Origin of the sequence: Metabacillus indicus (assembly GCF_046603695.1) — a bacterium.
Classification (GTDB): Bacteria; Bacillota; Bacilli; order Bacillales; family Bacillaceae; genus Bacillus_P; species Bacillus_P indicus.
This window is the reverse complement of record NZ_CP176757.1, coordinates 1,592,602-1,605,210: the sequence shown is the minus strand read 5'-3', so window position 1 is coordinate 1,605,210 and position 12,609 is coordinate 1,592,602. Positions and strand designations below refer to the sequence as shown.

Below are 12,609 nucleotides of genomic sequence, written 5' to 3'. Positions count from 1 at the left end.
GAAATGAGAAAGAGGCCTTTCCTCATACGGAAAGGCCTCTTTCTTCATCCTGCATCCCTAAAGAATAAATTGATCAATCATGGAAACGAGCTCAGCAATTTCAGGTTTGCTTACTTGTCCGTCCGCCCCGACTTTTCTACCTTTATGTTTAAGATCCTCTGTTATGAGCGAAGAAAATATGAGAACAGGCAGAACCGCAAGCGCCGTATGCTCCTTAATGCGCTTCGTCAGATGGTGGCCGTCCATTTGCGGCATTTCAATGTCTGTAATCACCAGCTGCACTTCATCTTTTAATGCACCGCCGCTGCTGCAGAGCGTTTGAAGGTAGTCCAGTGCGTCTTTGCCATTTTCAAAAAATTCCAGATTTACAAATCCCGCTTCCTGCAGCGTATCATGCAATAGCCCTCTGAGTAATGGCGAATCTTCTGCGATGACGATTTTCTTATCTGACCGTTCGCGCTTTCCGAGCTTTTTTATTTGATTTAAGTGAATGCCCGATTCCGGATTAATCTCAACAATCAGTTTCTCAAAGTCAGGCAGAAGAATCATTTCCCCGTTCCACTTCACGACTCCTGTAATCTGACTTTCAAGACCCTGGTAAAGCCGGGACGGTTTTTCAATCAGGCTCCATGAAATCCGGTGAATCTGAGTGACCCCATGCACATGAAAGATGACCTTTTGCTTATTAAATTCCGTCACAATCAGCTTGTCTGCAGAAGAATTTGGATTCTCCCCAAGACCAAGTGCTTTTGCTGTATTCACTACAGGCAGAACTTCCCCTCTCAGCTCAGTAATGCCTTCAACATTCGGATGGGCATGAGGCACTTTTGTCATAGTCTGAAGCTGGATGATTTCTTTCACTTTAATGACATTAATCCCGAATTTTAGTCCCGCTACAGTAAATTCAACGATTTCAAGTTCATTCGTGCCGCTTTCCAATAATATCTCTGTCTGCTGCATCGTTTTCTTCCTCTCTATAGTTACACATACCTTATATATCGGAACAATTTGATCTTTCTCAACCGGACAATGAAAAAAAGCCTGAGGAAATCTCAGGCTTACGCTTCATTGTCAGGAACAATCATATGGACAGCAAGCCCGATGCCTGCAAGAATCATCAGTGAGCCAATGGCAATCCTGCTTGCAAGATCACCGTAATCAGCGAGAACAAGTGTGATGGTTCCGTAAAGGAGCGGTCCTGCAATGGATGACACCTTCCCGGAAAAGGCAAAAAGGCCGAAGAACTGTCCCCTCTTGTTTTCCGGCGTCAATTCCACAATAAACGTTCTTGACGTGACCCACATAGCTCCAAGAGAAACTCCGAACAAACTTCCAGCAACCCAGAACATGGCTGCATTAACAGCAAATGCCGCAAAAGCCAGCGCTATGACCAGGATGATTCCTACATACATGATGCTTTTTTTCGTTCCTGATGCCTTTGTAATATATCCAAAAAGAAAAGATCCGGCTATGCTTGCCACCGTTGAGACAAGATACAGCAAAATAAATTCACCTGATGAGAACCCTACAATGGCTTTTGAATAAACAGCCATCATCGCTACTGCGGTGGCGATGGCATCGTTTAAAAAGAAATAGGCAATCATGAATAAAAAAACGGCTTTATACGTTCTTATTTCTTTGAATGTACGGATAATTTCTCTGTAGCCATCGAAAAATCCCGTCTTTTCAGGTTTACCCGCTAAGGGCTTTTCTTTTACAAAGAAAAAAAGCGGAAGGGAAAAGACTAAAAAAAGAAGGGCTGTCGGTATAAATGCCTTGTGGAAGCCTGAATCTCCAACATACAGATAAACACTGAGACCGACAAGAGTCCCAACATACCCTACCGCAACACCGAATCCTGATATTAAAGGAATCTGCTTGCCGGTGCCTAAATCAGAAATCATCGTATCATAAAAGATCAGGCTTGAATGGTAAAAGAATTTCGCCATGATAAAGAGCAAAATAACGTACACTAAACCAGCGGGGAGTCCAAAGAGCGTATAAGAAAACTCTGTCATTCCAAAAACCCCCATAAGAATGGTGCACAGCACGGTTATTAAGGTAAAAGGAATAATATATGCCTTCTTTTTACCCGATCTGTCAATTAATACGCCGAACAGCGGAGAAAACAGAACGAGCAGGAAGCTTGCTGCTGCATTGGCATAGGATATAAATGAACTTGCAATCTGGTCCAGTCTTTCGTTTGCGCCAATGACTTCCTGCAGATAAAAAGGGAAGAAAATGGTTGTAATATTAGATGAAAAAATAGTGTTCGCAAAATCATAAAGCGCCCATGACAAAATAGGGAGCGACAAGTACAGTTTCCAGGCCCTATCCTTTTGAAGGCTAATCGTTTCAGGCTTTTCTAAGTGTGCCATTTTGCATCCTCCGTTTTCTTTTTGTATGGTTATCTTCTTTAAACAGGAAGCCGCCACCTGCCCGTTTACAAAAAATTAACGTGAACGAGCTCCTGTCTGTTTAATAAGAGTCATGATTAAAAAGCCTCTCACAGAAAATGACAAATAAAGATAATGCACAAAGTCTTCCCTCTTGGTATAATGCTATATGTGAATCGGCTGATGCCGGTTGTACGGGTTGGGTCGAGGGTTACTTTTTAAGGAAGGGTTAAAAATTGCATAAGTACTTTCAGCTTGAACAGCATGACACGACAGTCAAGAAAGAGCTGCTCGCAGGAATGATTTCCTTTTTTACGATTGTCTATATCGTAGCCGTTAACGGAGCGATCTTGGCAGACGCAGGCATTCCGATTGAAGCAGGCATTATCGCCACCATTCTTACCTCTTTCACAGGTTGTGTACTAATGGGCTTTATTGGAAAAACACCGATTATTCTAGTTCCAGGGATGGGGGTGAATGCGTTATTCACCTACACCATCTGCGGTTCTATGGGACTTTCCTGGCAGGAAGGTCTTGCCGTCGTTTTTGTCTCAGGTCTTCTTTTTGCACTTGTTGCATTCACGAAGCTCTCCGGCATCATCAGCGCTTCCATACCGGACTCGCTGAAAGAAGCGATTACGGTCGGAATTGGGATATTCCTTACGTTTATCGGTCTGCAAAAAGGCGGAATTGTCACCGGAAGCGAGACGACGTTCGTCAAACTTGGTGATTTTACAGATCCCCATGTCTTCGTTACGCTGATAACATTAATCATTACAATTGTGCTGTTTGCCAGGAACATTCCGGGCAACTTCCTGATCAGCATTCTTGCCGGTTCAGCCATTGCTGCAGGATTTGGCTTGATTGACAGTTCTCAAAGCAGCGGGACCTCCTTTTCTGCGGCGTCGTATACTCAGGTTTTTGGCGCCATGTCATTTAATCAGATGGCAGATCTCGCATTCTGGACGGCCACTTTCTCACTCACGATGGTCATCGTGTTTGAAAACATCGGCCTTGTTCACGGACACGTCAATATGATCAGCAGACAAGACAGGTACAGCGGTTCGCTCAGGGCAAATGCCATTTCGGCCATTACAGCTGGCTTATTCGGAACTAGTCCAACAGTAAGCACGGTCGAAACAGCTGCAGGAATTCAGGCAGGCGGACGCACAGGACTGACTGCCATCACAGCAGGCTTCCTGTTTTTAGGATCACTGTTCTTTCTGCCGTATCTTAAATTGATTCCAGACAGTGCAATTGCCCCTATTTTAATTTTAATCGGCGGGCTGATGATTCAGAATATCCAGAACATCGATCTGAAAGATTTTACGGAAAGCTTTCCGGCCTTTTTGATCATTGCACTCATTCCCCTTACCTACAGCATCGTAGACGGAATGGCCTTTGGATTCATTGCTTATCCAATCTTAAAACTTGCCATGAAACGCACAAACGAAGTGGCCCTGCCGCTTTACATCATCGCAGTGCTGTTTCTTGCTAATTTTATTTCACATAGTATATAGATAGAAATGCGGAATCGCCCGGTAAGCTACGGGAGTCCAATACAAAAAACCCAGTTCAGCTTGAACTGGGTTTTTTACTGCTTCTTAATCATTCGAATCACAATATACAGGGCTGTAAACAAGAAAATGGCACCGGCAACGGTTAGTGCCTGCATGAGAAAAGAAAACATGTGATCTCCAGTCTCCCCCTTTTCCGTTATACTTTCTCTCCGAACATTCGTGTCTCCTTCTTCTCTTCAGTGATTCATTTCCTGATATAACTGAAGGCTGATAATTACGCAGGTGCCCTTTCCAAGCTCACTTTCGTATTCGACTGTGCCGCCCATTTCCCTGATCAGCCTGTTTGTGATCATCGATCCAAGACCGGTGCCTTTTGATTTTGTGGTATAGAACGGCAAACCGAGGTTTTTTCTTACTTCCTCCGTCATTCCTTTTCCGTTATCACTGATGGCAATGCTGATGGTTCCGTCTGCATCATTCGTTGTTTTGGTTATTTCTACTTCCCCGCTGTCTTCAATGGATTCAATTGCATTTTTAATCACATTCATCAAAGACTGCTTCAGGAGATGGATGTCCCCGTATACGGCGTTTCTGGCGTCAGATTCGAAAGTCAGGCTGACATTGGAATAATACCCGAGCGGTTTCAGCAGCTCGATGCTGTCGATAAGCACATCATCAATATCAATCTTCGTCATTTCACGATTTCCGGGCTTTGACAGCAGCAGATAATCTGTAATAATTTTGTTTGTCCGGTCCAGTTCTTCCAAAATCAAAGGAGAAAACTTTTTCAGATTTTCATCAGCTGTATTCTGCTGTATATACTGGATAAATCCTCTGACCGTTGTGATTGGATTGCGGATCTCATGGGCAATGGCTGCTGCCATTTGGCCAATTGTCGTGAGTTTATCCATATAAACCATTTCATCAAACTGCTTATTTGTTTTTATGAGGCTTTCAATAATATAAATCATCGAAATACATGAAAAGTAAAAGGTCAGGAAATAGACAAAGTAAAAAGGAAGTCCCAGAAAATTGATCTTAGAGTAAATGATCAAAATATAGACAGCAAAATAAACGGCAAAAATGATGCTTCCAAACATGTATTTATTGCTTGACTGAAGAAACGCCTTCCTGAACAGCAGTGCCATAACATAAGCAAAGACTGTAACAGCAATCCCGATCTGATAGAATTCTCCGCCGATTAAAAATCTGGCAAAGCATGTTACAATAAGAACAATTCCACCTGACAGAAAACCGGAATACAGGGTGACAATCATCACAACAACCATTCTCAAATCAAAATTCGTATCACCGAGTGTTTCGATCGGATACGCCATGCAAAGAAGAGCGCCGAATGAGCTGATCAGCCCATAAATGATTTTCTGTTTTAATGCCTGCTTCTGGGTTGAATGAAACGGAAAAAACAGATTCGCATTATAGGTAAGGGAAAAAAGAATTGTAATATTAACCAATAAAGGTTTCATCATTTGCAGCACACGTATTCCTCCATAAAGGAACTATTTTTTCAAACACTTTATTTTACAGGATAGAACAGAAAATAGATAGATGGTTCATTTACATTTCCACCGATATCTTTCCCTTTTATCGATTTAGTGAACCTTCATGTAAAATCGTTGCTAAATGGTCAAACTAGACTATATAATTTAAGTAAGCTGATCAAGATCCACCAGCTTCGGTAAAGCGAGGTATGCTGTATGTCAATGAAATTGGTCATACTAGGGCTTTTAATGGAACAGGATGCCCATCCCTATGAAATGAAGCAGATTATGGAACAAAGACATATGGACCATTTTATGAAACTGCAGAAAGGCTCCTTGTATTATGCAGTGGAACAGCTTTACAAGAAAGAGCATATTGAAATTGTTGACATTATTAAAGATACGAACAGGCCTGATAAAACGATCTATTCGATTACCGAATCAGGGAAAAAACTCTTTCACAAATTGATTCTGGACGAACTGTCGAGCGATTCAAATCTGTATCATCCTCTTTTTACGGGCGTTGCTTTTACTCTCCACAGCAATCCTCAGGAAGTCGCAGATGTTCTTGAAAAGAGAGTGGAGCTTACAAAGAAGAGAGTGACAGAGCTTAAAGGAATACTTGACTTATATAAGAAGCTTCCGAGAGCTGTTATTCACTTAATTAGAGGATCAATACTGCATGGAGAAGCAGAACTTGCCTGGTTAACCGATTTAATTAAAGATGCGCGTGCAGAAAAATTAAACATACTTGGTGGTGCTGATGAAGATTAGATTATTTGAAGAAAAGGATCTTGAAGAAGTTATTAACTTATATATTGATACAGTCTGTGAAATTAATGGAAGAGACTATTCATCTGATCATATACATGCACTTGCTCCAAAAAGACTTGATCACTACGAAAATTGGGGTGACCTGCTGACAGTGAACACGACTCTCCTTGCTGTAATAAATAAAAAAATTACAGGATTTGGCACACTGACTCATAACGGAGACATTCATTTTTTATATTCTCATAAAGACCATCAAAGGACGGGAACCGGATCCGCCCTTCTTGAGGCACTGGAGAAAACGGCAAGAGATTCGGGCCACAAAAAGGTCACTCTCAGTACGGGAATAACAGCCCGGACCTTTTTCATGAACAGGGGCTACTCGGTTTTAACTGAGCATTACGTGTCTATTGATCCCATGCTCTTCATTCAGTACAAAATGAAAAAACACCTTTAAACTTCCTGTAAACGATTTCGATTTGGCGATTTTATGACATCTTCTTTTCAGCCGCGGATTTCATTCGAAAACATGGTAGAATTCTAAATGTGTTTTTTGACTGATCTCTAGTAAAAGAAGGTGTTTTTTCGGTGGGAACCGTTTTGCTGTTTCATGAAAATCAGGATATGACTGTTCTTGAGGATATTCCTGAAGAAATATATGTGCAACTGAAAGAGAATGCGGGTTCAGACTCGTGCAGCTGTAAAGTGAATGGCAGAACGATGATTCTTCCCCCCTTTCATTTCGCTGTCTGGCAGGAGCAAATGGATTGGGATTTCGGATATTAATGTGCCAACGTAAAAAGGGACGCTCAGATGAAGCGTTCCTTTTTACGTTGTGCTGAGCAAAGCCCAGAATTTCCATTCACTTCCTTACCCGCTGATGCATACTGTGAGTTGTAGGCTAATGAGGAGAGGAATGTGAATATGTACAATCCATACGATCGTCAGGGATTTCCAGGTTTTCCGGGAGGAGGCTTCGGTCCTGGAGGAGGCTTCGGTCCTGGAGGAGGCTTTGGTCCTGGAGGAGGCATGCCGCCAGGTCCGCCGCCAGGATTTGGAGGCGGAGGAACGCAGGCACCGACAGGCCCCCCTCCAAGCCAGATCCCCCAGCAAAGTCCATCACTTTTTGCAGTAGACCCGGGAGCCATCAGCGGATGTCTTTTCCGCTTTACGTACGTTTGGCTTAACAATGGAAACAGCTTTTGGTTTTACCCGACCTTTGTCGGCAGAACATCCGTCGCAGGGTACAGATGGAGACCCCGCCAATTCAGATGGGTCTATTTCGGAATTGACACGCAGCGGATTGCTTCGTTTTCTTGTAGCAGATAACCAGAAAAAGCGGACGGCCAAACAGCACGTCCGCTTTATCTTTTATTAATCCCCGATAATCCCTGTATTTTTCATTTCATCAAGCGGATGTTCGATTCTTAAGAAGGCTCTGTCTACTGCCATTTTTGCTGAGTTCGCGTAGTGGATTTCCACGGTCCGGCGCTCGTCAAGATAGGCTCCTTCAAATGCGGCTTCCTTCAGCTTCGCCGCCCACCCTCCGGATGTTTCAATGACAACGGCAGGCTTTTTATTCATATAGGCAGCAGACAGTTCTCCCAATGTCCCATTTCCTCCCCTGATCATAATGATCGCATCACAGGAATGAACCAGCACAAGACTTCTGTAATCAAAGGATAAGCCCGTCGTAATCGGAACGTCCAGGTAATCGTTGGCAACATGAGTCTCATCTCCTGCAAGAATCCCGATGACAAGACCTCCCGCTTCTTTTGCCCCTTTGGACGCCGCTTCCATCACTCCGCTTCCGCCGCCTGTCAGCAGCACGGCATTTCGCTTGGCAATTTCAGCTCCCACTTCTTCACTTATTGCCCGCACTTCAGCTGGTATCTCTCCCGATTGGCCAATAACAGCAATTCTTTTCAAAACCATCCACCGCCTCAGTCTTTTCCTTTATTATACTATGATTTTCCTCTTCATTCTTTTAATTAAACGTAAAAAAACTGCCCGAAGGCAGCGTGTATGTGCGTTATAGCTTTGTTCCTTTATGATATCTGAACCAGCCCATTTTCGCGAAAAAGTAAATCATTCCGGCTGCAATCAGCACCATGATGCCCACAACAATAAAGTAATTATATTTGCCGGTGAGCTCCGGCATGTACTGGAAGTTCATCCCGTAAAGCCCCGCAATAAATGTAAGCGGAAGGAAAATGGACGAGATGACCGTCAATGTCATCATGACTCTGTTCATTCTGTCTGAACTGATGGACAGATAGCTGTCCCTGATATCTGCGCTCAGCTCCCTGTTCGCATCAATCATTTCAACAAGCTTCAGCAGGTGATCGTATATATCCTGAAAATAGATCTCATCTCTGATATAGGCTTTAAGACTGCTGGAACTGATCATCCTGTACAGCAGGTCCCGCATTGGGATGATTGTTCTTCTCAGCTTATACAAATCTGTGCGGATATCAAAAACACCTTCCATCAATTCGCTGATTGTCAGATCCTTCGTATTCTCCTCAATTTCATTCAGCAAGTCCTCAAGCTTATAGACAGGAGGGAAATATTCATCTACCAGCTGGTCCATCAGCTGGTGCATCAAAAGGGAAGGCCCCCCTTCCTTTAAGCCTTCGTCCTTTTTCATTTTAAACCAGATATTATTCAAATCCCTTATCGGCTTTTTATGAAAAGTAACCGCGTAATTCCTCGCAATAAAAAGATCGAGTTCTTCAGCTTCAAGAGTTTTTTGCTGAATGGCATGCATGACAACAAACAAATAGGTGTCATATGTATCAATTTTCGGTCTTTGAACAAACTCCACACAGTCTTCAATGGCTAGAGGATGAAAGCGGAAGAATTTGCTCAGCAGTTTCGTTTCATCTGCGGTAGGATCCTGGAAATCGACCCAATACCATTTTATTTCGGGTTTTCTCAGTTCTTTAAGGGGCAGGTCATAAACAACCTCCCCGCTGGATTGAACGGCTAATGTACGTATCATTCTGTCACATCTTTCTTTGTAGATAAATATATTTTTGACTTTTACCCTTCTTACTATGTTACTAAACACGCGCAGAATGGGTGAATTTGACGGAATAATTGTGTATGATGGTATAATAACACGTTATTTGATTACATAGAAAAAGGATGAACATGATGGAGCACCTTATTAATCAGCAGGTTAAAAACATTCAGATCTCTGGCATCCGCCAGTTTTTCAATATGGTTTCCGAATTTGAGGATACCATATCACTCACAATCGGCCAGCCGGATTTTTTAACTCCAGCTCATGTGAAAAAGGCCGCCATCGAGGCGATTGAGAGCGATTTTACCACGTATACCCACAATGCGGGCTACCCCGAACTCAGAGAAGCTGCCGCTGCCTTTGTAAAAGAAAAATATGGGCTAACTTATCAAGGAAAAGATGAAGTGATAGTAACAGCCGGAGCCAGTCAGGCCATTGATATTGCATTCAGGACCATCCTTTCTCCGGGAAGCGAAGTCATTCTGCCAGGACCGGTCTATCCCGGCTATGAGCCAATCATCTCACTTTGCGGAGCTGAAGCGGTGCACGCTGATACAACAGAACACGGGTTTAAATTAACGGCAGAACTGATCAGCAGGCATCTGACTGAAAAAACGCGCTGTGTCGTCCTGCCGTATCCATCCAATCCTACAGGCGTTACGCTTGATGAGGAAGAACTGATGAAAATTGCCGAACTGCTGAAAGTCAAAGATCTTTTCGTTCTGTCAGATGAAATATACAGCGAACTTGTTTTTGATGGAAAACACCGTTCGATTGCGTCTTACCTGCGTGATCAGACAATCGTCATAAACGGACTTTCAAAATCACACAGCATGACCGGCTTTCGAATCGGGTTTGTGTTCGCGCCGGCTGCCATCAGCAAGCATTTGCTGAAGGTGCATCAATATAACATATCCTGTGCGTCCTCCATCTCGCAAAAGGCTGCTCTGGAGGCTCTTACAGCAGGCAAAAACGATGCAGCACCTATGAACGGTGAATATTCAAAAAGAATGAACTATGTGTACAGGAGATTAACGGAGATGGGGCTTCCGACTGAAAAGCCGGACGGATCCTTTTACATTTTTCCGAGCATCAAGCATTTCAATGCCTCTTCTTTTGATTTTGCCTATTCGCTTGCAAAGGATGGGGGAGTGGCTGTAGTGCCGGGGAGTGCATTTTCTGCTTTGGGGGAAGGATACATTCGAATTTCTTATGCCTGCAGCTTTGAACAGCTTCAGGAGGCGATGGACCGGTTTGAACACTATATAAAAAGCAGGTAAGATTGGCCAGCGGACGCTACATGCTTCGCTGGCTTTTTGCCTTTTATGCTTCAGGCAGCTTCAGTGTAAAAACCGTGCCCATTCCAGGCGTGCTCTCAATGCTCATGCTGCCTTTATGATTTTCAATGATCTTATATGTGATCATTAATCCAAGGCCTGTTCCTTTTTCTTTCGTCGTGTAGAAGGGTTCGCCGATTTTTTTCAGGGCTTCTTTAGGTATTCCCTCCCCTTCATCTTTCACATGCACAAAAATGAAACCTTCCGCTTTTTCGAAACGAAGCTGAATGGTCCCTCCTTTAGGCATGGAATCAATCGCATTTTTAATCAGATTAATGAACACCTGTTTCAGCTGGTTCTGATCACAGTGGATAAACAGTTTTTCTTCCTGGGGAACGGTTTGTATGATGACATTATTCATGATTGCCTGCGTTTCAAGCAGCGTTGCAACGTCACTTACAAGAGCAGTTAAGTCCGTTTTTTTCAGGACCCTTTCCTGAGGTTTTGCAAGCATCAGCAGTTCACTCAGGATCAGTTCAATTCGGTTCAGCTCAGAAAAGACAATTTCGTAGTACCCTTGATCGTGGCGGTTTGCAGAATGCATAAGCTGCAGAAATCCCTTGATAGCCGTCAGCGGATTGCGGATTTCATGGGCAATTCCGGCTGCAAGCTGTCCTGCAACGGAAAGTTTTTCAGAGCGAAGCATGAGCTCCTCTGCCTTTTTCCGGTCAGAAATATCCCTTAAGATCACTTGAACGGCCCGTTCGCCAAAATACGTGGTGGGAATGCAGACCATTTCCGTATAAATTGTGCTGCCGTTGTATGTATGCCAGGATTGCTTCGTTACTTCCACTTCAGATTTCTCTTCGACAATACTGCGGAGTTTTTCCCTCACCTGTTCATGATCTTCCAGTTCCAATAAGGCAAAGACGTTTTTGCCGAGCATATCAGGGTAGTCTAAAGCTTCAAAAAGCTTTACTCCAGACTCATTAATAAAAACCCATTTGTCTCTATGAATAACAGCGATGGTATCAATGGAATTCTGAATCAGGAGCTGATACCGCTCCCTGCTTTTCTGAAGGATTTTCTGGAACTTCTTGCGTGATGAAATATCAATCAGAACGACCAGTTCCGCCGGCTTGTTTTTATAAATGGCAGGGGCCGCTTTTATTTCCACTTCAACAGGTGTTCCGTCAAGCCTTCTCCACGTTTGTTCGATAAGGCCGACATAGGAGCCCTGCTGCATTCTTTGTATGCGATTTTTTACAATGTCATGGTAATCATGATCGATGATATCAAGAACATCTTTCCCAAGAAGATCTTCTTTTGACGATCCTCCAAGCAGGTCAATAAGGGCCTGATTGACATAGCAAAGCTGGCCCTTCTGGGATATAAACAGGGGACACGGCAGTTTTTTAAGCAGCTCTGTCGCATGAATGCTGATTTCCTGTGATTCTTCACTTAAATAAGGATTATTCAGCTGCACACGCCTGGACGGATCTCCATGCCGGCTTGTTTTAGGAATTTTCAGCTTGAGAATAATCTGATTTTCCTCTGCAGCTGCAGCTCTTATAAAATCAATATCAGCTTCCAGCCATATATAGGTTTCATTCTTTAACATGAAACGAAAGGTGCAAGGATGAAGATGATGTTCATTGTAAAAATAGCTCTCCACTAAAAAAAGATCATCTTTATGAACATATTCCTTCAATACGGTGCCAATCATTTCACTGCTTTTAAAGCCCAGGTGCTCCTCGCTGTTTGCAGACACAAACTGAAACCTGCCGCTGTCGTTCATCACTGCAAACAGCTCTGCCTGCGGCAATACCTGATATTCGCTTTCTGTTTCCTGCTTCATGCATTGCCCCCCCTTAAAATGTGAATCACAACACAATTCCGTGCTTTCTGCTTTTGGGAAACAGCAGTCAAAATGATCGTAATGCGGGAGCCTGAGAGGAGAAAAAGGAAGAAACAAGGAAGCAGATGACCTTCGCCTGCAGAACGTTCGATTTTACTTAACAAAATTCGATTCTGTCTTTCAAAATTCCTTTAAGATTTCCTGAAAAAGTTAATTTTTTTCCGGGTTATGCAAGGATCGCTGTCATTCTAGCTATCAAA

The 12,609-nt window shown here is 43.2% G+C and carries 12 protein-coding genes; 6 read left to right on the top strand and 6 right to left on the bottom strand.

Features of this window, described 5'->3' with window-relative positions:
* Positions 1–57: 57 nt before the first annotated feature.
* Together ACK1LH_RS07985 and ACK1LH_RS07980 are read right to left on the bottom strand one after the other, a co-directional pair.
* Positions 58–960 carry a chemotaxis protein gene (locus tag ACK1LH_RS07985; RefSeq protein WP_411334925.1) on the bottom strand — a complete coding sequence of 301 codons (903 nt, stop codon included), beginning with the start codon at positions 958–960 and terminating at the stop codon, positions 58–60.
* Positions 961–1,058: 98 nt separating this feature from the next.
* A complete protein-coding gene (locus ACK1LH_RS07980) occupies positions 1,059–2,378 on the bottom strand; it encodes an MFS transporter (protein WP_411334924.1) in 1,320 nt (439 codons plus the stop codon).
* A gap of 254 nt (positions 2,379–2,632) precedes the next feature.
* Between ACK1LH_RS07980 and ACK1LH_RS07975 the strand changes: the two genes are divergently transcribed.
* Entirely contained in the window at positions 2,633–3,916 is a 1,284-nt protein-coding gene (locus ACK1LH_RS07975) for an NCS2 family permease (protein ID WP_029281593.1), read from the top strand.
* A 236-nt stretch (positions 3,917–4,152) separates the two neighbouring features.
* Here ACK1LH_RS07975 and ACK1LH_RS07970 read toward each other — a convergent pair whose 3' ends face one another.
* Entirely contained in the window at positions 4,153–5,403 is a 1,251-nt protein-coding gene (locus ACK1LH_RS07970) for an ATP-binding protein (RefSeq protein ID WP_411335078.1), read from the bottom strand.
* A 228-nt stretch (positions 5,404–5,631) separates the two neighbouring features.
* Between ACK1LH_RS07970 and ACK1LH_RS07965 the strand changes: the two genes are divergently transcribed.
* The 4 genes from ACK1LH_RS07965 to ACK1LH_RS07950 all read left to right on the top strand — a co-directional run bounded on the left by ACK1LH_RS07965 (position 5,632) and on the right by ACK1LH_RS07950 (position 7,515).
* Complete coding sequence (locus ACK1LH_RS07965) at positions 5,632–6,189, top strand: PadR family transcriptional regulator (RefSeq protein ID WP_029281597.1); 558 nt, start codon at positions 5,632–5,634, stop codon at positions 6,187–6,189.
* Entirely contained in the window at positions 6,179–6,643 is a 465-nt protein-coding gene (locus tag ACK1LH_RS07960) for a GNAT family N-acetyltransferase (protein WP_411334923.1), read from the top strand. The genes ACK1LH_RS07965 and ACK1LH_RS07960 overlap by 11 nt, the downstream gene beginning before the upstream one ends.
* A 131-nt stretch (positions 6,644–6,774) precedes the next feature.
* A complete protein-coding gene (locus tag ACK1LH_RS07955; RefSeq protein WP_029281600.1) occupies positions 6,775–6,972 on the top strand; it encodes a hypothetical protein in 198 nt (65 codons plus the stop codon).
* A gap of 138 nt (positions 6,973–7,110) precedes the next feature.
* Positions 7,111–7,515: a collagen-like protein gene (locus ACK1LH_RS07950; protein ID WP_411334922.1), complete on the top strand. Its 405-nt coding sequence runs from the start codon at positions 7,111–7,113 to the stop codon at positions 7,513–7,515.
* Between the two features lie 45 nt (positions 7,516–7,560).
* Here the strand turns inward: ACK1LH_RS07950 and ACK1LH_RS07945 are convergent, their stop codons facing one another.
* On the bottom strand, positions 7,561–8,121 hold the full coding sequence (locus tag ACK1LH_RS07945; RefSeq protein WP_234703364.1) for a TIGR00725 family protein: 561 nt from the start codon (positions 8,119–8,121) through the stop codon (positions 7,561–7,563).
* Between the two features lie 97 nt (positions 8,122–8,218).
* A complete protein-coding gene (gene corA, locus ACK1LH_RS07940; RefSeq protein ID WP_029281605.1) occupies positions 8,219–9,190 on the bottom strand; it encodes a magnesium/cobalt transporter CorA in 972 nt (323 codons plus the stop codon).
* 155 nt (positions 9,191–9,345) lie between these two features.
* On the opposite strand from corA, the gene ACK1LH_RS07935 reads away from it, so the two are divergent.
* Positions 9,346–10,494: an aminotransferase A gene (locus ACK1LH_RS07935; protein WP_411334921.1), complete on the top strand. Its 1,149-nt coding sequence runs from the start codon at positions 9,346–9,348 to the stop codon at positions 10,492–10,494.
* Positions 10,495–10,537: 43 nt separating this feature from the next.
* On the opposite strand, the gene ACK1LH_RS07930 is transcribed toward ACK1LH_RS07935, so the two are convergent.
* On the bottom strand, positions 10,538–12,349 hold the full coding sequence (locus ACK1LH_RS07930; protein ID WP_411334920.1) for a PAS domain S-box protein: 1,812 nt from the start codon (positions 12,347–12,349) through the stop codon (positions 10,538–10,540).
* Between the last annotated feature and the right edge of the window lie 260 nt (positions 12,350–12,609).